Origin of the sequence: Sphingobium xanthum (assembly GCF_019737615.1) — a bacterium.
Taxonomy (GTDB): domain Bacteria; phylum Pseudomonadota; class Alphaproteobacteria; order Sphingomonadales; family Sphingomonadaceae; genus Sphingobium; species Sphingobium xanthum.
The window spans coordinates 164,521-182,332 of the sequence record NZ_JAHKKS010000009.1; the positions used below are offsets into that span (position 1 = coordinate 164,521).

General features: G+C 63.3%; 27 protein-coding genes. All 27 read left to right on the forward strand.

Annotated elements, in window-relative coordinates; all coding sequences use genetic code 11:
- Positions 1–14 precede the first annotated feature (14 nt).
- Positions 15–851: a 50S ribosomal protein L2 gene (gene rplB, locus KM135_RS15240; protein WP_221714881.1), complete on the forward strand. Its 837-nt coding sequence runs from the start codon at positions 15–17 to the stop codon at positions 849–851.
- A 3-nt stretch (positions 852–854) separates the two neighbouring features.
- On the forward strand, positions 855–1,133 hold the full coding sequence (gene rpsS / locus KM135_RS15245) for a 30S ribosomal protein S19 (protein WP_221714882.1): 279 nt from the start codon (positions 855–857) through the stop codon (positions 1,131–1,133).
- Positions 1,133–1,516, forward strand: a complete 384-nt coding sequence (rplV, locus tag KM135_RS15250) for a 50S ribosomal protein L22 (protein WP_221714883.1) — start codon at positions 1,133–1,135, stop codon at positions 1,514–1,516. Before rpsS ends, rplV begins: the two co-directional genes overlap by 1 nt.
- 3 nt (positions 1,517–1,519) lie before the next feature.
- A complete protein-coding gene (gene rpsC / locus KM135_RS15255; protein ID WP_221714884.1) occupies positions 1,520–2,215 on the forward strand; it encodes a 30S ribosomal protein S3 in 696 nt (231 codons plus the stop codon).
- Positions 2,216–2,233: 18 nt separating this feature from the next.
- Positions 2,234–2,665, forward strand: a complete 432-nt coding sequence (gene rplP / locus KM135_RS15260) for a 50S ribosomal protein L16 (protein WP_221714885.1) — start codon at positions 2,234–2,236, stop codon at positions 2,663–2,665.
- A gap of 3 nt (positions 2,666–2,668) precedes the next feature.
- Positions 2,669–2,869, forward strand: a complete 201-nt coding sequence (gene rpmC / locus KM135_RS15265; protein ID WP_221714886.1) for a 50S ribosomal protein L29 — start codon at positions 2,669–2,671, stop codon at positions 2,867–2,869.
- A gap of 15 nt (positions 2,870–2,884) precedes the next feature.
- Complete coding sequence (rpsQ, locus tag KM135_RS15270; protein WP_221714887.1) at positions 2,885–3,148, forward strand: 30S ribosomal protein S17; 264 nt, start codon at positions 2,885–2,887, stop codon at positions 3,146–3,148.
- A 71-nt stretch (positions 3,149–3,219) separates the two neighbouring features.
- Entirely contained in the window at positions 3,220–3,588 is a 369-nt protein-coding gene (gene rplN, locus KM135_RS15275) for a 50S ribosomal protein L14 (protein ID WP_014077869.1), read from the forward strand.
- A complete protein-coding gene (rplX, locus tag KM135_RS15280; protein ID WP_221714888.1) occupies positions 3,588–3,896 on the forward strand; it encodes a 50S ribosomal protein L24 in 309 nt (102 codons plus the stop codon). Before rplN ends, rplX begins: the two co-directional genes overlap by 1 nt.
- Complete coding sequence (gene rplE / locus KM135_RS15285; RefSeq protein WP_221714889.1) at positions 3,896–4,471, forward strand: 50S ribosomal protein L5; 576 nt, start codon at positions 3,896–3,898, stop codon at positions 4,469–4,471. The genes rplX and rplE overlap by 1 nt, the downstream gene beginning before the upstream one ends.
- Positions 4,472–4,512: 41 nt before the next feature.
- A complete protein-coding gene (rpsN, locus tag KM135_RS15290) occupies positions 4,513–4,818 on the forward strand; it encodes a 30S ribosomal protein S14 (RefSeq protein WP_221714890.1) in 306 nt (101 codons plus the stop codon).
- 12 nt (positions 4,819–4,830) lie between these two features.
- Positions 4,831–5,226 carry a 30S ribosomal protein S8 gene (rpsH, locus tag KM135_RS15295; RefSeq protein WP_221714891.1) on the forward strand — a complete coding sequence of 132 codons (396 nt, stop codon included), beginning with the start codon at positions 4,831–4,833 and terminating at the stop codon, positions 5,224–5,226.
- On the forward strand, positions 5,226–5,759 hold the full coding sequence (rplF, locus tag KM135_RS15300; protein WP_221714892.1) for a 50S ribosomal protein L6: 534 nt from the start codon (positions 5,226–5,228) through the stop codon (positions 5,757–5,759). Before rpsH ends, rplF begins: the two co-directional genes overlap by 1 nt.
- Positions 5,760–5,762: 3 nt before the next feature.
- The gene (gene rplR / locus KM135_RS15305) at positions 5,763–6,128 is read left to right on the forward strand and encodes a 50S ribosomal protein L18 (RefSeq protein ID WP_221714893.1); all 366 of its coding nucleotides are present in this window, start codon (positions 5,763–5,765) and stop codon (positions 6,126–6,128) included.
- Position 6,129: 1 nt separating this feature from the next.
- Positions 6,130–6,846, forward strand: a complete 717-nt coding sequence (gene rpsE / locus KM135_RS15310) for a 30S ribosomal protein S5 (RefSeq protein WP_221714894.1) — start codon at positions 6,130–6,132, stop codon at positions 6,844–6,846.
- A gap of 6 nt (positions 6,847–6,852) precedes the next feature.
- Positions 6,853–7,029, forward strand: coding sequence for a 50S ribosomal protein L30 (gene rpmD / locus KM135_RS15315; protein WP_221714895.1), 177 nt, complete (start codon positions 6,853–6,855; stop codon positions 7,027–7,029).
- Between the two features lie 81 nt (positions 7,030–7,110).
- Positions 7,111–7,593, forward strand: a complete 483-nt coding sequence (gene rplO / locus KM135_RS15320) for a 50S ribosomal protein L15 (protein WP_221714896.1) — start codon at positions 7,111–7,113, stop codon at positions 7,591–7,593.
- A 197-nt stretch (positions 7,594–7,790) separates the two neighbouring features.
- Positions 7,791–9,161, forward strand: a complete 1,371-nt coding sequence (gene secY, locus KM135_RS15325; protein ID WP_221714897.1) for a preprotein translocase subunit SecY — start codon at positions 7,791–7,793, stop codon at positions 9,159–9,161.
- A gap of 63 nt (positions 9,162–9,224) precedes the next feature.
- Positions 9,225–9,872 (forward strand): adenylate kinase, encoded by a 648-nt coding sequence (locus KM135_RS15330; RefSeq protein ID WP_221714898.1) that lies wholly within the window; start codon positions 9,225–9,227, stop codon positions 9,870–9,872.
- A 73-nt stretch (positions 9,873–9,945) separates the two neighbouring features.
- The gene (locus KM135_RS15335; protein WP_221714899.1) at positions 9,946–11,022 is read left to right on the forward strand and encodes an acyltransferase family protein; all 1,077 of its coding nucleotides are present in this window, start codon (positions 9,946–9,948) and stop codon (positions 11,020–11,022) included.
- A gap of 110 nt (positions 11,023–11,132) precedes the next feature.
- The gene (locus KM135_RS15340) at positions 11,133–12,359 is read left to right on the forward strand and encodes a glycosyltransferase (protein ID WP_343228208.1); all 1,227 of its coding nucleotides are present in this window, start codon (positions 11,133–11,135) and stop codon (positions 12,357–12,359) included.
- Complete coding sequence (locus KM135_RS15345; protein WP_221714901.1) at positions 12,356–13,414, forward strand: glycosyltransferase 61 family protein; 1,059 nt, start codon at positions 12,356–12,358, stop codon at positions 13,412–13,414. The genes KM135_RS15340 and KM135_RS15345 overlap by 4 nt, the downstream gene beginning before the upstream one ends.
- A 189-nt stretch (positions 13,415–13,603) precedes the next feature.
- Positions 13,604–13,972 (forward strand): 30S ribosomal protein S13, encoded by a 369-nt coding sequence (gene rpsM / locus KM135_RS15350; protein ID WP_221714902.1) that lies wholly within the window; start codon positions 13,604–13,606, stop codon positions 13,970–13,972.
- A gap of 112 nt (positions 13,973–14,084) precedes the next feature.
- Positions 14,085–14,474 carry a 30S ribosomal protein S11 gene (gene rpsK, locus KM135_RS15355; protein ID WP_184052493.1) on the forward strand — a complete coding sequence of 130 codons (390 nt, stop codon included), beginning with the start codon at positions 14,085–14,087 and terminating at the stop codon, positions 14,472–14,474.
- Between the two features lie 123 nt (positions 14,475–14,597).
- Complete coding sequence (locus KM135_RS15360) at positions 14,598–15,665, forward strand: DNA-directed RNA polymerase subunit alpha (RefSeq protein WP_221714903.1); 1,068 nt, start codon at positions 14,598–14,600, stop codon at positions 15,663–15,665.
- A 238-nt stretch (positions 15,666–15,903) separates the two neighbouring features.
- Complete coding sequence (locus KM135_RS19840) at positions 15,904–16,521, forward strand: PEPxxWA-CTERM sorting domain-containing protein (protein ID WP_246606175.1); 618 nt, start codon at positions 15,904–15,906, stop codon at positions 16,519–16,521.
- A gap of 255 nt (positions 16,522–16,776) precedes the next feature.
- Entirely contained in the window at positions 16,777–17,535 is a 759-nt protein-coding gene (locus KM135_RS15370; RefSeq protein WP_221714904.1) for a DUF5131 family protein, read from the forward strand.
- Positions 17,536–17,812: the final 277 nt, after the last annotated feature.

Sequence of the window (17,812 nt, forward strand, 5' to 3'; positions counted from 1 at the left end):
GGGCGGACTGAGACATGGCACTCAAGCATTTCAACCCGACGAGCCCGGCCCAGCGCGGCCTGATTCTCGTCGACAAGTCGAGCCTGCACAAGGGCAAGCCCGTCAAGGCGCTGACCGAAGGCAAGCGCAAGACCGGTGGCCGCAACAACAAGGGCCATGTGACCTCGCGCGGCATCGCCGGCGGTCACAAGCAGCGCTATCGCATCATCGACTTCAAGCGTCGCCTCTGGGACGTCGAGGGCACGATCGAGCGTCTGGAATATGACCCCAACCGCACGGCGTTCATCGCACTGGTCAACTATCCTGACGGCACCCAGGCCTATATCCTGGCGCCGCAGCGTCTTGCTCCCGGTGACAAGGTCATCGCCGGCAAGAAGACCGACGTGAAGCCGGGCAATGCGATGGAACTCGGTCAGATGCCGGTCGGCACGATCATCCACAATATCGAGATGAAGCCGGGCAAGGGCGGTCAGCTCTGCCGTTCGGCCGGCACCTATGCGCAGCTGGTCGGTCGCGATCGCGGCATGGTCATGGTCCGTCTGGGCTCAGGCGAGCAGCGCTACATCCGCTCGGATTGCATGGCGACGGTTGGCGCGGTGTCGAACCCCGACAATCAGAACCAGAACCTCGGCAAGGCAGGCCGCACCCGTTGGATGGGCCGTCGCCCGCTGACCCGCGGCGTCGCCAAGAACCCGGTCGATCACCCGCACGGCGGTGGTGAAGGCCGCACGTCCGGTGGCCGTCATCCGGTTACCCCGTGGGGCAAGCCGACCAAGGGTGCCCGCACCCGTCACAACAAGTCGACCGACAAGATGATCATCCGGTCGCGTCACGCCAAGAAGAAGAGGTAAGCGATGGCTCGCTCCGTCTGGAAAGGTCCTTTCGTGGACCTGCATCTGCTCAAGAAGGCAGAAACCGCGCAGGAGAATTCGGGCCGCGGAGGTCCGATCAAGACCTGGTCGCGTCGTTCGACGATCCTGCCTCAGTTCGTTGGCCTGACGTTCAACGTCTACAACGGCCGCAAGCATGTTCCCGTCTCGGTGAACGAGGACATGGTTGGTCACAAGCTGGGTGAATTCGCGCCGACGCGCTTCTTCCCCGGTCACGCTGCCGACAAGAAGGGCAAGCGCTAATGGGCAAGGAAAAGTCTCCCCGCCGCGTCGCTGACAATGAGGCGCTGGCAGTTGGCACGCAGATCCGCGGTTCGGCCCAGAAGCTGAATCTCGTCGCTGCCCTGATCCGCGGCCGCAAGGTCGAGGACGCGCTCAATGTGCTCGCCTTCTCGAAGCGCGCCATGGCCGTCGACGTCCGCAAGGTGCTGCAGAGCGCCGTCGCGAATGCGGAGAACAACCACAATCTCGACGTCGACGCTCTCGTCGTCGCCGAGGCGAGCGTCGGCAAGGCGTTTACGATGAAGCGCTTTCATGCGCGTGGTCGTGGCAAGTCGACGCGCATCCTGAAGCCCTTCAGCCGCGTGCGCATCGTCGTTCGTGAAGCTGCGGAAGAGGAGGCCTGATCCATGGGTCACAAGAGCAATCCGATCGGTCTGCGCCTGCAGATCAACCGCACCTGGGACAGCCGCTGGTTCGCTGAGGGCCAGGATTATGGCCGCCTGCTGCTCGAGGATCTGAAGATCCGCAAGTTCGTGATGAAGAGCCTGCCGCAGGCCGCCATCTCGAAGGTCGTGATCGAACGCCCGGCCAAGTTGTGCCGCGTGTCGATCTACGCTGCCCGTCCCGGTGTCATCATCGGCAAGAAGGGTGCGGACATCGAGAAGCTGCGCAAGAAGCTGGGCGAGATGACGGCGAGCGACGTGTCGCTCAACATCGTCGAGATCCGCAAGCCGGAGATCGACTCGCAGCTCGTCGCACAGGGCGTCGCCGATCAGCTCGAGCGCCGCATCGCCTTCCGTCGCGCCATGAAGCGCGCGGTGCAGAGCGCGCTGCGTCTCGGCGCCGAGGGCATCAAGATCACCTGCGGCGGCCGTCTCGGCGGCGCGGAGATCGCCCGCGTCGAGTGGTATCGCGAAGGTCGCGTTCCGCTCCACACGCTGCGCGGTAACGTCGATTACGCCGAAGCGACGGCGCACACTGCTTATGGCGTGTGTGGCGTCAAGGTGTGGATCTTCAAGGGCGAGATTCTCGGCCATGATCCCATGGCCACCGACCGCCTCATGCTGGAGGCTCAGACCTCCGGCGTGCGTCCGGCACGCTAAGTTTTAAGGTAGAGCATCATGCTGCAACCGAAGAAAACCAAGTTCCGTAAGACCTTCAAGGGCCGCATCAAGGGCGACGCGAAGGGCGGCACGGACCTCAATTTCGGCTCCTACGGCCTCAAGGCCATGGAACCAGAGCGGGTGACCGCGCGTCAGATCGAGGCGGCTCGCCGCGCGATCACGCGCCACATCCGTCGTCAGGGCCGTCTCTGGATCCGCGTCTTCCCGGACGTGCCGGTGACGAAGAAGCCCGCCGAAGTCCGTCAGGGCAAGGGCAAGGGCAGCGTCGAATTCTGGGCAGCGCGGGTCAAGCCGGGCCGTATCCTGTTCGAGCTGGACGGCGTTCCCGGTCCGCTTGCGGCAGAGGCCTTTTCGCGCGCAGCCATGAAGCTGCCGATCAAGACCAAGGTGGTGGCGCGTCTCGGCGACACCTCGCATCTGGGAGCCTAAGTCATGACCAAGATCGCTGATCTCCAGGCCAAGACCGACGACGAGCTCTCGACCCAGCTGGGCGAGCTCAAGCGCGAGCAGTTCAACCTGCGCTTCCAGGCTGCGACCAACCAGCTCGAGAAGCCGAGCCGCGTGCGTGAAGTGCGCCGCGACATCGCGCGCATCAAGACCCTGCAGACCGCGCGCACCGCGGCTGCGAAGTAAGAAGGAAACAGACCCATGCCTAAGCGCGTGCTTACGGGAACGGTGGTTTCCGACAAGGGTGACAAGACGGTGGTCGTGCTGGTGGAGCGCAAGGTGAAGCACCCGCTCTACGGCAAGATCATCCGCCGCTCGAAGAAGTACCACGCCCATGACGAGTCGAACGACTATCATGAGGGCGAGACGGTTCGCATCGAGGAGACCGCTCCGATCTCCAAGCTGAAGACCTGGAAGGTCATCGAGCGCGTCGACACGCACAAGTCGCCCGAAGTGGCGCACTGAGCGGTCGGACCCAAGAGTTTAACGGAACCACCGGGGCATCCCGGCAGGCCAATTGAGAAGGAACCGGATCAATGATCCAGATGCAATCCAATCTTGATGTCGCTGACAACAGCGGCGCCAAGCGCGTCCAGTGCATCAAGGTGCTCGGTGGCTCGAAGCGTCGCTTCGCCAGCGTGGGCGACATCATCGTCGTCTCCGTGAAGGACGCCGCGCCCCGTGGTCGCGTCAAGAAGGGTGACGTTCATCGCGCCGTGATCGTGCGCACCGCCAAGGACGTTCGTCGTCCCGACGGCAGCGTGATCCGCTTCGACGGCAATGCCGCCGTCCTGGTCAACAAGAATGCGGAGCCGATCGGCACGCGCATCTTCGGCCCGGTCGTCCGCGAGCTGCGCGCGAAGAACTTCATGAAGATCATCTCGCTCGCGCCGGAGGTGTTGTGATGGGCGCCGCCAAGATCAAGAAGGGCGACAACGTCATCGTTCTCGCCGGCAAGGACAAGGGCCGCACCGGCACCGTCCTGCAGGTGATGCCGAAGGACGACAAGGTGCTCGTCGAGGGCATCAACGTCCATGCGCGTCATCGCAAGCCCGATCAGGCCAACCCGCAGGGTGGCATCGATCGCAAGCCGGCGCCGCTGCATGTCTCCAACGTCGCGATTGCCGTTGCCGGCAAGGCCACGCGCGTCCGCTTCGAGGAGCGTGACGGCAAGAAGGTCCGCGTCGCCGTCAAGACCGGGGAGGTCATCTAATGGCTGACAAGTATATCCCGCGCTCGAAGAAGCTCTATGACGAGAAAGTCGCCAAGGCGATGACCGAGAAGTTCGGTTACAAGAACGTCATGGAAGTGCCGAAGATCGAGAAGATTGTCCTGAACATGGGCGTCGGTGAGGCGACCCAGGACAAGAAGAAGGTCACCTCGGCCGCAGAGGAAATGGAACTGATCGCCGGCCAGAAGCCGGTCATCACCAAGGCGAAGAAGTCGATCGCGCAGTTCAAGCTGCGTGAAGGCATGCCGATCGGCGCGAAGGTCACCCTTCGTCGCGAGCGCATGTACGAGTTCCTCGATCGCCTGGTGACGATCGCGATGCCCCGCATCCGCGACTTCCGTGGCCTCAACCCGAAGAGCTTCGACGGCCGTGGCAACTACGCCTTCGGCATCAAGGAGCAGCTCATTTTCCCCGAGATCAGCTACGACAAGATCGAGAAGATGCGGGGAATGGACATCATCGTGACCACCACGGCCAAGACGGACGACGAAGCGCGCGAACTGCTGCGCCTCTTCGGTTTCCCGTTCCCGGTCGAGGCGGAACAGCAGGCCGCGTGAGCGTGGTCCGGTTTAGACTTTAAGGAAGAGAGCTTAAGTCCATGGCGAAACTGAGTTCGATCAACAAGAATGAGCGTCGCAAGAAGCTGGTGAAGAAGTATGCCGGCAAGTACGCGAAGCTCAAGGCGACGGCCAATGACAAGTCGCTCGACGATGGCGAGCGCCTGATGGCGCGTCTGCAGATGGCGGAGATTCCCCGCAACGGCAATCCGACCCGGATTCGCAACCGTTGCGAGCTCACCGGCCGCCCGCGCGCTTATTACCGCAAGTTCCGACTGTGCCGCATTCAGCTGCGCGATCTGGCCAACAAGGGCCTGATCCCCGGCGTCACCAAGTCGAGCTGGTAAGGATATACGAAGATGGCATTGACCGATCCTTTGGGTGACCTGCTCACCCGCATCCGCAACGGCCAGCGGGCTCGCAAGGACAGCGTGGTTTCCCCCGCGTCCAAGCTTCGTGCGCGCGTCCTCGACGTGCTTCAGCGCGAGGGCTACATCCGCGGCTATTCCGAGGAAGAAGTCGCCGGCCACAACGGCCTGCGCATCGAACTGAAATATTTCGAGGGCGAGCCTGCGATCAAGCATGTCGCGCGCGTCTCGAAGCCGGGCCGCCGCGTCTATTCGGGCTCCAAAGAGCTTCCGGTCATTCGCAACGGCCTCGGTATCACCATCGTCTCGACGCCGCGCGGCGTGCTTTCGGATACCGAAGCGCGCGCTCAGAATGTCGGCGGCGAAGTGCTGGCGGAGGTGTTCTGATGAGCCGCATCGGCAAAAAGCCGGTCACGATCCCGTCGGGTGTGACCGCCACGATCGAGGGCGGTCAGCTCTCGGTGAAGGGCCCGAAGGGTACGCTCAGCCTGCAGCTGCGCGACGAGATCAGCTATTCGGTCGAGGAGGGCGCCATTTCGGTGCAGCCCGCCAACGCCACGAAAGCCGCTCGCGCGTTCTGGGGCATGCAGCGCACCCTGGTGCAGAACCTCATCACCGGCGTGACCGAGGGCTTCTCCAAGAAGCTGCTCATCACCGGTGTCGGTTACCGCGCCAACGCGCAGGGCAAGACCCTCAAGCTGCAGCTCGGCTACAGCCATGACGTCGATTACCCGGTGCCCGAGGGCATCGAGATCAAGACCCCGGATAACACCACGGTCGAGATCAGCGGCATCGACAAGCAGAAGGTTGGTCAGGTCGCCGCCGAAATCCGCCGCTGGCGCAAGCCGGAGCCCTATAAGGGCAAGGGCATCAAATATGACGGCGAGTTTATCTTCCGCAAAGAAGGCAAGAAGAAGTAAGCCATGGCGAAACTCTCTCTCTTTGACCGGCGCACGCGCCGCGTCCGCACCGCCATCAAGGCTCGCGCCGGCGGCAAGCCGCGCCTCAGCGTCCATCGCTCGGGTCGCCACATCTACGCCCAGGTCATCGACGATGCGGCCGGCAAGACCGTTGCCTCCGCTTCGACGCTCGACAAGGACGTCGGCTTCAAGTCGCTCGGCAAGACCGGTGCGACGTCCGAAGCGGCTGCCGATGTCGGCAAGCGCGTCGCTGCTGCGGCGACCAAGGCTGGCGTCACCAAGGTCGTGTTCGACCGTGGAGGCTTCCTTTTTCATGGCCGCGTGAAGGCGCTGGCCGATGCCGCCCGTGAGGGCGGACTGGAGTTCTGATATGGCAGACGAAACCGAGATCCAGACCGGCGCCGTTGCCGTCGAGGCCGAAGCGGCCGCTCCTGCCGAGGCTGAAGGCCGTGGCCGTGGCCGTGGTCGTGGCCGTGGCGGCAACGATCGTGACCGTGGTGGCCGTGGCCGTCGCGACGACCGTCGCGGCCGTGGCAACGAGGACGATGGCGGCGAGGAATTCGTCGAGAAGCTCGTTCACATCAACCGCGTCTCCAAGACGGTGAAGGGCGGCAAGCGCTTCGGCTTCGCGGCGCTCGTCGTCGTGGGTGACGGCAAGGGCCGTGCCGGCTTCGGCCATGGCAAGGCCCGCGAGGTTCCCGAGGCGATCAGCAAGGCGACTGCCGCAGCGAAGAAGGCGATGATCCGCGTTCCGCTGAAGGAAGGCCGCACGCTGCATCATGATGGCCTCGGCCATTTCGGCGCGGGCAAGGTCACCGTGCGCACGGCGCCTCCGGGCACCGGCATCATCGCCGGCGGTCCGATGCGCGCCGTGTTCGAGAGCCTGGGCGTTGCCGACGTGGTGACCAAGTCCAACGGCACCTCCAACCCTTATAACATGATCCGGGCGACCTTCGCGGCGCTGACGGAGCAGACCAGCCCCAAGTCGGTGGCGCAGCGTCGCGGCAAGAAGATTGCCGACCTGCTTCGTCGCGGTGGTGCGTCGGCTGACGTCGCTGCGGCTGAAGCCGAAGCGATTGCGGAGTAAACGACGATGGCAACGATCAAGCTCAAGCAGATCGGTTCGCCGATCCGCCGCCCGGCCAAGCAGGAGCAGATCCTGATCGGCCTCGGTCTCGGCAAGATGCACCGCGTGGTCGAGCTGCAGGATACGCCCGAAGTGCGTGGCGCCATCCGCAAGCTCCCCCACATGGTGGAAATCGTCGAATAAGCAATGTTCCCTGCTCCTGACGGAGCGGGGAAAAGCGCGAACAGTGCCGGCGTGCCGGCCAGCGAAAGCGAGTGCAAAGACATGAAACTGAACGAACTCAAGGACAATGATGGCGCCCGCAAGGGCCGCATGCGCGTCGGACGCGGCATCGGCTCGGGCAAGGGCAAGACCGCCGGCCGCGGCCAGAAGGGTGCCAAGGCACGCTCGGGCGTCGCGATCAACGGCTTCGAGGGTGGCCAGATGCCGCTCCACATGCGTCTGCCGAAGCGCGGCTTCAACAACATCTTCCGCAAGGACTATGCCGAGGTGAATCTGGGCATGATCCAGAAGGCGATCGACGCAGGCAAGCTCGACGCCAAGGCGACGATCGATCAGGCAGCGCTGCGCGCGGCCGGTCTTTCGCGCGGTGGCAAGCATGGCGTGCGTCTGCTCGCCAAGGGCGAGCTGACGGCCAAGGCCAGCTTCGCGGTCGCCGGCGCTTCCAAGGGAGCGCTCGAGGCTGTCGACAAGGCTGGCGGCAAGGTCGAGATCCTCGCCAAGGCTGCTCCGGCTACTGCCGAGTAATCGGCGGGCTGAAGGCCAATCGCATGATTGCCGCCTTGCATAACCGACCCCTCCTGCCGATATGGGCGGGCGGGGTCGATTTGCATGGTGGGAATGCGAGGGGCTATCCAACATTCGACATGAGCCGGTCACGCGGCTAATGGATCACGCGGCTTGCCGGGTCCGGCAGGCGTCAAGTTTCAGGATTGCAAGCGATCATGGCATCACGCGCCGACCAAGTGGCAGCCAATCTGAGCCTCAGCAATTTCAGCCAGGCGACAGACCTCAAGAAGCGGCTGTGGTTCACCATCGGCGCGCTCATCGTGTTCCGCTTCTTCTCGTTCGTGCCGCTGCCGGGTGTCGACCCGACGGTGCTCGCCCAGCTCTATCAACAGACGCAGGGCGGCATTCTCGACATCTTCAACACCTTCTCCGGCGGCAGCCTGGAGCGCATGAGCCTCATCGCGCTCGGCATCATGCCGTACATCACCGCCTCGATCGTGGTGCAGCTCGGCTCGTCCCTGTCGCCGCAGCTTGCGGCGCTCAAGAAGGAAGGCGAGGCGGGGCGCAAGAAGCTCAACCAGTATACGCGCTTCGGCACGGTCGGCCTGACGGCCATCCAGGGCTATTTCATCGCCGTCGGCCTTGAGAATTACGGCGCCCAGTCGGGCCTGCAGGCGGTCGTTGATCCCGGCATGCTGTTCCGCGTCAGCGCGGTCGTCTCGCTTATTGGCGGCACGATGTTCCTCATGTGGCTGGGCGAGCAGATCACCAGCCGCGGCATCGGCAACGGTATCTCGCTGATCATCATGGCGGGCATCGTCGCGCAGCTTCCCGTAACGCTGGCCAATCTGTTCGAATCCGGCCGCACCGGCTCGATCTCCGGTCTGCTGATCATCGGCATCATCGTCATCGGCCTCGCGCTCATCGCCGGCATTTGCTACATGGAGCGCGCGCAGCGCCGCGTGCTGATCCAGTATCCCAAGCGCCAGACGCGCCAGGGCATCATGCAGGCCGATCGCAGCCACCTACCGCTCAAGATCAACACGGCCGGCGTGATCCCGCCGATCTTCGCGTCCTCGCTGTTGCTACTGCCGCTGACGATCACGCAGTTCGCGGGCACCAATGCCGGCGCGGCTGGGGAATCGACGGGCAATGACCTGGTGCTGGCGATCAACCAGTATCTGGCGCACGGCACGCCCGTCTACATGCTGCTCTATGGGCTCGGCATCGTCTTCTTCTGCTTCTTCTACACGGCCGTCGTGTTCAATCCGGAGGAGACCGCCGAGAATCTGAAGCGCAACGGCGGCTTCATTCCAGGCATCCGGCCGGGCAAGAACACCGAGAATTATCTCGATTATGTGCTGACGCGCATCACCGTGATCGGTGCGGCCTATCTGGCGATCATCTGCCTCATTCCCGAGTTCCTGATCGCGCGGGCCGGCATTCCTTTCTATCTGGGCGGCACCAGCCTGCTCATCGTCGTCAACGTGACCGTCGACACGGTGACCCAGATCCAGAGCCATCTTATCGCGCACCAGTATCGCGATCTTATCAAAAAGGCCCGGTTGAAGGGCAAGCTTCGCTAGGGCACAAGAACGGGCTTGCCGCACGGCTCAGGGGCCGGCGGCGTGCCTAGATGGGGGAGTGACATGAACATCATCCTGCTGGGACCTCCCGGCGCCGGCAAGGGAACGCAGGCGCAGCGGCTCGTCGGGGAGCGCGGCATGGTCCAGCTCTCGACCGGCGACATGCTGCGCGCCGCCGTCAAAGCGGGCACGCCGATCGGCCTCAAGGCCAAGGCCGTGATGGAAGCGGGCGAACTCGTTTCGGACGAAATCGTCTCGGGCATCATCGGCGAGGCGCTGGATGGCCTGCAGGCAGAGACCGGTGTGATCTTCGACGGCTATCCCCGCACGGCGGCGCAGGCCGAGAGCCTCGACGCGCTGCTCGCCGATCGCGGGCGGGCGCTCGATCATGTCATCGAGCTGGAAGTGGACGAGGACGCACTCGTTGAGCGCATCACCGGCCGCTTCACCTGCGCTACGTGTGGCGAGGGCTATCATGACAGGTTCAAGCAGCCGGCCACGGCGGGCGAGTGCGACAAGTGCCATGGCCATGAGTTCAAGCGCCGGCCGGACGACAACGAGGAAACGGTGCGCACGCGCATGGCTGAGTATCGGGCCAAGACCGCCCCTATCCTGCCGATCTACGACGCGCGCGACATCGTGAGCCGGGTCGATGGCATGGCCGACATCGCCGAGGTTACGGACGCGATCGAGGCCATTCTCGATCGCTGATCATGCGGCTCCGGTCATGTGCCAGAATATGACATAGGTCTTCTGGACGAGGCAGTGCTACGGCTGGGCGCGTATGACGAGTCTGCCGGCTTCCCGCGCGCGGTTGAACGAGCTTGATGCCCTGCGCGGCATCGGGGCGATGCTCGTCGTCAATTTCCATTACGCGACCCGCTATCACGAGCTGTTTCCGAAAGCGGGCCATGTGCCGTTCCATCTGTTCGGCGGCAACTATCGCGTGCTCCTCTTCTTTGCCATTTCGGGTTTCGCCATCTTCTTCTCGATGGCGAAGTTACGTTCCGCCGCGGACTTCATCGTTGGTCGCGCAGCGCGGCTGCTACCGGCCTACTGGGTGGCGCTCGGCCTGACATTGCTCGTAGAGCATCTCGGCCACATGACGTCGCTCTATGTCTCGCCTTGGGTCGTACTGGCCAATCTCACCATGCTGGAGCAGTTCTTCTTCATTCCCACGGTGGACGGGGCGCACTGGACGCTGACGGTCGAGATCGCCTTCTACGCCTGTATGCTGACGCTCTGGCTGCTCTGCCGATTGCGTCATGTCGAGCGACTTATCCTCGGATGGCTGGTGCTGAAGCTCGTCTTCGCGCTGGTCTGGCCGGATATGCCGGAGCGGATCGTCATGATTTTCATCCTGCGTTACATTCCGTTCTTCGCGATCGGCATGGCAAGTTACCGCGTCTGGATCGGGGCGCGCAGCTGGCGGGAACAGATGCCGATCTTCGCCGGGATCCTCACCACGATCGCGGTGGCGGAGACGCCGGATCTGGCGGTCGCCGGCCTCGTCATCATCGCCTGTTTCTGGGCAGTGGTGAGCGGGCATCTGCGCTGGCTGTGCGTGGCGCCTGTGCTTTGGGTCGGGCAGATCAGCTACTCGCTGTATCTGGTGCATCAGCATATCGGCTTCACGATCCTCTTCAACATGGATCAGATGGGCTACGCGCCCACCACAGCCTATGCCACGGCGATCCTTGCGGCCGTATCGCTGGGCGCGCTGGTGCATTATCTGGTCGAGCGGCCGGCCGCGCGGGCCGCGCTGGGCGGTTGGAAACGGACGATGGCGCGGGATGAGCCTGCAATGCAACGGGCTGAACCGGTCATGGTGCCGGTGGAGCGGTCTGCCGATCGGCATTGAATGCGACGGATCAGCGGGTTGACGCTCACAAGGCCATCGAACATGGTGCCGCCGCCGTCGCGGCCATGGGGGATTGCAAGCGCGTGATACGAGGTGTGACGGATGAGCCGGTGAGCAGTCTCCTGCTGATCCTGCCGCTGGTCGTCCACCAGCGCGACGGGCGCGTCTTCATCGAGAACCAGGCCGGCAATGGCCTTGCGCAATGGCTGCGACACTTCGCGCGGATGACGCTCGGCGTGAAGCTTGCTGCAGGCGCGGCACCGCCGGCGGGCAGCGTGGCGATCGATACGCTGGGCCTGGGTGATCGGCTTTCGGTGGTCCTGCTGCCGACAGCCTGGACTCCGCTCGGGCATCTGCGCGCTTACCCCTCGATCCGTCGCCGCCTCCGAGATCTCATCGATCGCCATGATTATCTCCAGTTCGCACTGGGCGGCGCCTGGGGCGACTGGGGTGCGGTCGGGGCGCTGCTGGCCGCGAAGAAGGAGCGCAAGGCGTCGGTCTGGACCGATCGCGTGGAATCCGAAGTCATGCGGATCGAAGCGCAGCGGTTCACGGGCCTCAAGCGGCTCTACAGAGGGATGAACGCGCGCCTCGCCCGGTCACTGGAGCGCCGTGCGATCAGTCGTTCGACGCTCGGCCTGTTCCATGGCAACGATACGTTCAACAGCTATCGCGGCTTCAGTCCACATCCTTTCCTGGTCCACAATATCCACCTCAAACCTGCCGACCGCATCCCCGATGAGCGGCTGTCCGCCAAGATTGCGGCTGCACGCGAGGGTGTTCTGGATATTGTCTATGCCGGGCGGGTCCATCCCGACAAAGGCGTGACGGACTGGATCGAGACCTTGCGCCTTGCTGCCGATGCGGGCGTCCCCTTTCGCGCGCGCTGGTTCGGCGATGGCCCTCAGCTCGACGAGGCACGTGCGACGGTCGATCGGCTCGGCCTTGCCGATCGGATCTCCTTTCCCGGCCAACTCGTCGATCGCGACGCCCTGCTCGAGGCGCTGCGCGATGCCCATGTCATGCTGTTTTGCCACCTGACACCGGAATCACCCCGCTGTCTGATCGAGGCCCTGGTCTCGGGGACGCCCATAGTGGGCTATGGTTCGGCTTATCCCGAGGATTTGATCGCCGAGCATGGCGGTGGCGTGCTGACGGCCATGGCCCCGGCAGCGCTTGCGCGCGAGTTGGTCAGGCTGGATGGTGATCGCGCTGTTCTCGCCGCGTTGATCGGTCAGGCTGCGCAGGATGGTCGCGACATGAACGATGAGGCAGTGTTCGCGCACCGCGCCCATCTGATGAAGCAATATTGTTCCACAGGGGCGCCCGGCAGGTGACTCGTCTCGATCTGCTGTGGCGCCGCGCGCGGGCGCGCTTGTTTCCGACATCGATGGAGGCCGCGTCGATCTCCAGTCGCGTGATCGCGTCCGGGATCGAGACCACCTCGCGGCCCGCATTCTCGTTGCCCGGCGCGTTCGACGCGGTGGAGGCGGTGGTTAATGGCGATCGGGCGCTGGAATGGGCGCGAGTTAGCGGCGGCGTCCAAGAGCACTGGCCGACGATCGAATATGTTCTGGAGCGCGCGACAATCCATGCCAACCGTATTTATTCAAAGGGATATGTCGGCCAGTTCCTGCTGAAGAATCCCGTTGTCACCGACAATGCGAGGCAGACACCGGTCCGGTTCGAGAAGGCGGTCCTGTCGACCAACTATGTTTCGAGCCGCGAATTCGGTCATTGGGTCCGGGACTCGCTTGTCACGGAATTGCATGCGGAGGCCGAAGGGGTGCCCTCCGTGGCGATCGCGCGCGAGCCATGGCCGCATGAGGCCGAGTTTCGGGCACTTACCGGGCTCGATTGCGCCTATCCTGAACATGCGACAATCGACCGCCTCGTCGTTCTGGACGACAGGGGGCATAATGACCATTGGCGTGAGCGCTTTCGGACTCTTCGGGCGCGGACCCGTGCAAGCGTCGCCACGCAGCCCGGACAATCCGCTGGACCGCTGGTCTTCCTGAGCCGCGGGGCGCATGCCTCGCCGCGCGATCCGACCAATGCGACCGAGATCGAGGCCGCGCTGGCGCTCGCGGGCTTCCGATCGGTCGTGCCTTCCGCGTTGAGTGTGCGTGAGGTCGGTGTCGCACTGCGGGATGCGGCGCTGATCGTGAGCGTCGAAGGTTCGAATCTCAATCATCTGCATTTCTTCGCGCCCGAAGGCGTGGCACTGGTCTGCCTGCAGGATCCGAGGCGGTTCTACGCCTATCACAAGGGTCTGATGGACCTCTACGATGGCCGGTTTGGATTCATTGTCGGCCAGCCCGATCAGCATGCCGCCGATCGCTATGGGGTCGATATTGAAGCGCTTATGCGTACCATCGATCTCGCCCGCTGAACGATCGCCGCCTCCGGGCATGCTTCCAGTTGACAGTTCCGACGACTCACGCTAACGCCCGCCGATCCCGAGACGAGAGGTCAAACGGCAGCGCGGTCGAGCGCCCGCCGTCCTTTTTGCGTCCCGGGTCATATAGCGACGAGATAAAGCGCCCGCCAAGTGCTTTGTGGAGCGAGGAGATTATAGATCATGGCACGTATTGCTGGCGTTAATATCCCCACGAACAAGCGGGTTATTATCGCACTTACCTATATTCATGGAATTGGCGCCAAGACGGCGGTCGGCATTGCGGACAAGCTGGGCATCGACCATAGCCGCCGCGTGCAGGACCTGTCCGACGCGGAAGTCCTGCAGATCCGCGAAGCGATCGACGCCGACCTCACGGTCGAGGGCGACCTGCGCCGCGAAACCGCGATGAACATCAAGCGCCTGATGGACCTGGCCTGCTACCGCGGCCTGCGCCACCGCAAGGGCCTGCCCGTCCGCGGCCAGCGCACGCACACCAATGCGCGCACCCGCAAGGGCAAGGCGAAGCCGATCGCAGGCAAGAAGAAGTAAGGCGCCCGGAGGATAGTCCGGGGGACTATTCTCAGCCTTACTCCGCCGGAGGCAGCGTGCGGCAAAGCGCACCCCTCCAGGACAACCAGTTTCGATATAGGAAGTTCAACAGATGGCACGGGAACCCCAGCGGCTTCGCAGGCGCGAGCGCAAGAACATCTCGGCCGGCGTCGCGCATGTGAACGCCAGCTTCAACAACACCATGGTCACCATCACCGACGCGCAGGGCAATGCGATCAGCTGGTCCAGCGCCGGCATGATGGGCTTCAAGGGCAGCCGCAAGTCGACGCCCTATGCCGCGCAGGTCTGCGCCGAGGATGCGGGCCGCAAGGCCGCGGAACATGGCGTGCGCACCCTCGAGGTCGAAGTGAAGGGCCCGGGCTCGGGCCGCGAATCCGCGCTGCGCGCCCTGCAGGCGGTCGGCTTCACGATCACCTCGATCCGCGACGTGACGCCGATCCCGCACAACGGCGTCCGCCCCAGCAAGCGTCGCCGCGTCTAACGCGGCGTCGGGCCGGAGCGGGCCCACGAAACCGCTCCACGTCCGGTTCGTTTATACGGCCGGAGCTCGGGGACCAGCGCTGAACCCTCCTTCCGAGCTCCCGCCCAACCCCAGGGGAATTGCATGACTGTCAACATCAAGAACTGGCAGGAATTGAAGAAGCCCAATGGCCTGGAGATCAAGGCCAGCGGCGACCCGAAGCGGCGCGCGACCTTCGTCGCCGAGCCGCTGGAGCGTGGCTTCGGCCTGACGCTTGGCAATGCGCTGCGTCGCGTGCTGCTTTCGTCGCTGCAGGGCGCGGCCGTGACCTCGATCAAGATCGAGAACGTGCTGCATGAGTTTTCGAGCCTGGCCGGCGTCCGCGAGGACGTGACCGACATCGTCCTCAACGTGAAGCAGATCGCGCTCAAGATGGAAGGCGACGGCCCCCGCCGCCTGCAGCTGAGCGCGACCGGCCCGGCCGAGGTGAAGGCCGGCGACATCGCCGTGACCGGCGACATCGTGGTGATGAACCCGGACCTGGTGATCTGCCATCTGGACGAAGGCGCGAGCTTCAACATGGAGCTCACCTGCGACAGCGGCAAGGGCTATGTCCCGGCGGTCTCCAACCGCCCGGCCGACGCGCCGATCGGACTCATCCCGGTGGACGCGCTTTACTCGCCCGTGCGCCAGGTGGCCTACAAGGTGGAGAATGCGCGCATTGGCCAGGAGCTGGACTATGACCGCCTGAACCTGACCGTCGAGACCGACGGGACGGTGACGCCGGAGGACGCGGTGGCCTATGCCGCGCGCATCCTGCAGGACCAGCTGCAGCTGTTCGTCCACTTCGAGGACGCGCTGCCGACGGCAGGCCCGAGCAGCCACGCCGGCGTTGGCGCGGGCGCGGCCGAGGAAGGCGAAGGCGACACCAACCAGATCAACCGCTATCTGCTCAAGAAGGTGGACGAGCTGGAGCTCTCGGTGCGCAGCGCCAACTGCCTCAAGAACGACAACATCATCTACATCGGCGACCTCGTCCAGAAGACCGAGGCCGAGATGCTCCGCACGCCGAACTTCGGCCGCAAGAGCCTCAACGAGATCAAGGAAGTGCTCTCCAGCATGGGCCTGCGCCTCGGGATGGACATCCCGGGCTGGCCGCCGGAGAACATCGAGGAGATCGCCAAGAAGCTCGAGCAGGAACTGCTGGGCTAAAGCCGGCGGGTCAAAGTGGTACTTTGACCCGGTTGGAGCTTGGATGGATGCGAAGAGCCCCTGCCGGACGGCGGGGGCTTTTTCGTTGGGGGAAAGCCGGACCGCCGGGGTCGCCTGTCCGGTTTCGGGATTCGCGCTATGGTGAACCGATTTTGTGCTTAACCCGCATTTACGCTATGGGGAGCGCGGGAGCCGGTGCGGCATGACGGCGCGCCGGCTAATTGTGGGAGACTATCATATGAAGAAGATGCTTCTGGCAGCCGTCGCGCTCGCCACGCTGGCGACGGGCGCGCACGCCGCGACCCCGGCCTATGAATATACGAAGGCTGACCTCGGCACCGACACCCGTCCGTTCACCCTCGGCTTCGCGTTCTCGCTCAGCCAGGCAACGACGATCGAGGCGCTCGGCTACAACACGGCGAACCTGCCCGACGACCGCACGGTCGGCCTCTGGACGATCGGCGGCACGCTGATCACCAGCGCGGTCGTGCTGACCAGCGATCCGGTCACCGGCCACTTCGCCTATTCGGATATTGCCGACGTCCTGCTCGGCCCGGGCACCTATGTGATCGCCGGCGACTATGAGGGCGGCGATCTTCCGGTGAACCTGGCTGGCGTCACGACCATGGCTGGCTACACCTGGCTGTATGACCTGCAGGAGTTCGGTGCGGGCCTCAACTTCCCGACCGTCACGACCGGCGGCGGCTATGGCACGAACGGCCTCGCGATGGTGAACTTCCTCGCCACGACCAGCGGCGCGGTTCCCGAGCCGGCGACCTGGGGCATGATGATCGGCGGCTTCGCGCTCGCCGGCGCCGCGATGCGTCGCCGCAAGGTGGCGGTGCGCTTCGCCTGAGGGGTTCGGGTCAAAGTGAATTTTTGACCCGGTTCTGGATTTAGGAATGAGAAGGCCCCTGCCGGAAGGTGGGGGCTTTTTGCATGCAATAGCGCGCCTGCTGGAGTTAGCGAGCCGTAACAGCAAACAAACGGATGAGAACAAAAAAGGAACAATCTGGCGCTGACTGTGATATATAGCGCTTGATCACACGGCATCTCCGTGATTCAAGGCGCGAAGCGCCGGCTACTTTAGTTCGGGCTATCGAGGTTCAATATGGCAGAGAACTCACCAATTGAGTGGACTGATGCGACATGGAACCCGGTGGCAGGTTGCTCACTGGCGTCGGCTGGGTGCACGAATTGCTACGCAATGCGAATGGCTGCTCGCTTGGAAGCCATGGGAGTTCAAAAATATGCGGGCTTGACGCGGAAATCGGGCGGGCGCGCTAAGTGGACCGGCCGAGTGCGCTGTGATGACGCGGCCTTGTTGGTGCCGGAGCGCTGGCGAAAGCCTCGGAAGGTTTTCGTAAACTCAATGTCCGACTTGTTTCATGCTGATGTGCCAACGGATTTTATAAAGAAGGTGTGGCAGGTGATGAAAGCCACGCCCCGGCACGACTATCAGCTTCTGACGAAGCGTCCCGATCGAATGCGGCAAATCTTATCGTCACCGGATTTTGAAGTGCTGCCAAATGTCTGGCTCGGAACGAGCGTCGAAAGCCAGGACGTGGTGAGCCGTATCGACGAATTGCGTGCAACCCCAGCGGCGATACGATTCATATCGTTCGAACCGCTGATTGGTCCGATCAAATCTGCTAATCTTGATAGGATTGCTTGGGCAATTGTAGGCGGGGAATCCGGTCCTTACGCTCGGCCCATGGAGGAAGAATGGGTTCTGCAAATCCAAAGGCTTTGCAGATCGTCTGGGACTGCATTCTTTTTCAAACAATGGGGTGGCCGAAACAAGAAAGCGACCGGACGTTTGCTCAAGGGTAAGACGTACGATGAGATGCCGGCGTATATTTCTTTATAACGTGATCCACACCTTTATTTATCAAGGCGCTAGCGCGTTGGTTGTTGGATAAACAATACAGCTCGAAATATTCACTTCCATTGACGATTAGGGGCAATGGCTGAGAGACGTAGCAGAATATTTTTTTCCACTGCGCTCTCGCAAAATCACTAGGGTTCGGACCCAATAACTGGATTCCCACGTTGCTCGGATTGTGATTCAGTGTCTTGGCGAGGAGGCGCTGAGATGTCTGATTTCTTTTGGTTTTCCGATGCGCAGTGGTCTCGGATTGAGCCGC

What these genes read in the sequence shown, in the direction of transcription:
- KM135_RS15370 (WP_221714904.1), top strand. Translation starts at nt 16,777, where the DNA reads ATGGCAGAGAACTCACCAATTGAGTGGACTGATGCGACATGGAACCCG.
- rpsS (WP_221714882.1), top strand. Translation starts at nt 855, where the DNA reads ATGGCTCGCTCCGTCTGGAAAGGTCCTTTCGTGGACCTGCATCTGCTC.
- secY (WP_221714897.1), top strand. Translation starts at nt 7,791, where the DNA reads ATGGCATCACGCGCCGACCAAGTGGCAGCCAATCTGAGCCTCAGCAAT.
- rplO (WP_221714896.1), top strand. Translation starts at nt 7,111, where the DNA reads ATGAAACTGAACGAACTCAAGGACAATGATGGCGCCCGCAAGGGCCGC.
- rplF (WP_221714892.1), top strand. Translation starts at nt 5,226, where the DNA reads ATGAGCCGCATCGGCAAAAAGCCGGTCACGATCCCGTCGGGTGTGACC.
- rpsK (WP_184052493.1), top strand. Translation starts at nt 14,085, where the DNA reads ATGGCACGGGAACCCCAGCGGCTTCGCAGGCGCGAGCGCAAGAACATC.
- rplX (WP_221714888.1), top strand. Translation starts at nt 3,588, where the DNA reads ATGGGCGCCGCCAAGATCAAGAAGGGCGACAACGTCATCGTTCTCGCC.
- KM135_RS15335 (WP_221714899.1), top strand. Translation starts at nt 9,946, where the DNA reads ATGACGAGTCTGCCGGCTTCCCGCGCGCGGTTGAACGAGCTTGATGCC.
- KM135_RS19840 (WP_246606175.1), top strand. Translation starts at nt 15,904, where the DNA reads ATGAAGAAGATGCTTCTGGCAGCCGTCGCGCTCGCCACGCTGGCGACG.
- rplP (WP_221714885.1), top strand. Translation starts at nt 2,234, where the DNA reads ATGCTGCAACCGAAGAAAACCAAGTTCCGTAAGACCTTCAAGGGCCGC.
- rplR (WP_221714893.1), top strand. Translation starts at nt 5,763, where the DNA reads ATGGCGAAACTCTCTCTCTTTGACCGGCGCACGCGCCGCGTCCGCACC.
- rplN (WP_014077869.1), top strand. Translation starts at nt 3,220, where the DNA reads ATGATCCAGATGCAATCCAATCTTGATGTCGCTGACAACAGCGGCGCC.
- rplV (WP_221714883.1), top strand. Translation starts at nt 1,133, where the DNA reads ATGGGCAAGGAAAAGTCTCCCCGCCGCGTCGCTGACAATGAGGCGCTG.
- KM135_RS15330 (WP_221714898.1), top strand. Translation starts at nt 9,225, where the DNA reads ATGAACATCATCCTGCTGGGACCTCCCGGCGCCGGCAAGGGAACGCAG.
- rpmD (WP_221714895.1), top strand. Translation starts at nt 6,853, where the DNA reads ATGGCAACGATCAAGCTCAAGCAGATCGGTTCGCCGATCCGCCGCCCG.
- KM135_RS15360 (WP_221714903.1), top strand. Translation starts at nt 14,598, where the DNA reads ATGACTGTCAACATCAAGAACTGGCAGGAATTGAAGAAGCCCAATGGC.
- rpsM (WP_221714902.1), top strand. Translation starts at nt 13,604, where the DNA reads ATGGCACGTATTGCTGGCGTTAATATCCCCACGAACAAGCGGGTTATT.
- rpsN (WP_221714890.1), top strand. Translation starts at nt 4,513, where the DNA reads ATGGCGAAACTGAGTTCGATCAACAAGAATGAGCGTCGCAAGAAGCTG.
- rplB (WP_221714881.1), top strand. Translation starts at nt 15, where the DNA reads ATGGCACTCAAGCATTTCAACCCGACGAGCCCGGCCCAGCGCGGCCTG.
- rpsQ (WP_221714887.1), top strand. Translation starts at nt 2,885, where the DNA reads ATGCCTAAGCGCGTGCTTACGGGAACGGTGGTTTCCGACAAGGGTGAC.
- rpmC (WP_221714886.1), top strand. Translation starts at nt 2,669, where the DNA reads ATGACCAAGATCGCTGATCTCCAGGCCAAGACCGACGACGAGCTCTCG.
- rpsE (WP_221714894.1), top strand. Translation starts at nt 6,130, where the DNA reads ATGGCAGACGAAACCGAGATCCAGACCGGCGCCGTTGCCGTCGAGGCC.
- rpsC (WP_221714884.1), top strand. Translation starts at nt 1,520, where the DNA reads ATGGGTCACAAGAGCAATCCGATCGGTCTGCGCCTGCAGATCAACCGC.
- rpsH (WP_221714891.1), top strand. Translation starts at nt 4,831, where the DNA reads ATGGCATTGACCGATCCTTTGGGTGACCTGCTCACCCGCATCCGCAAC.
- rplE (WP_221714889.1), top strand. Translation starts at nt 3,896, where the DNA reads ATGGCTGACAAGTATATCCCGCGCTCGAAGAAGCTCTATGACGAGAAA.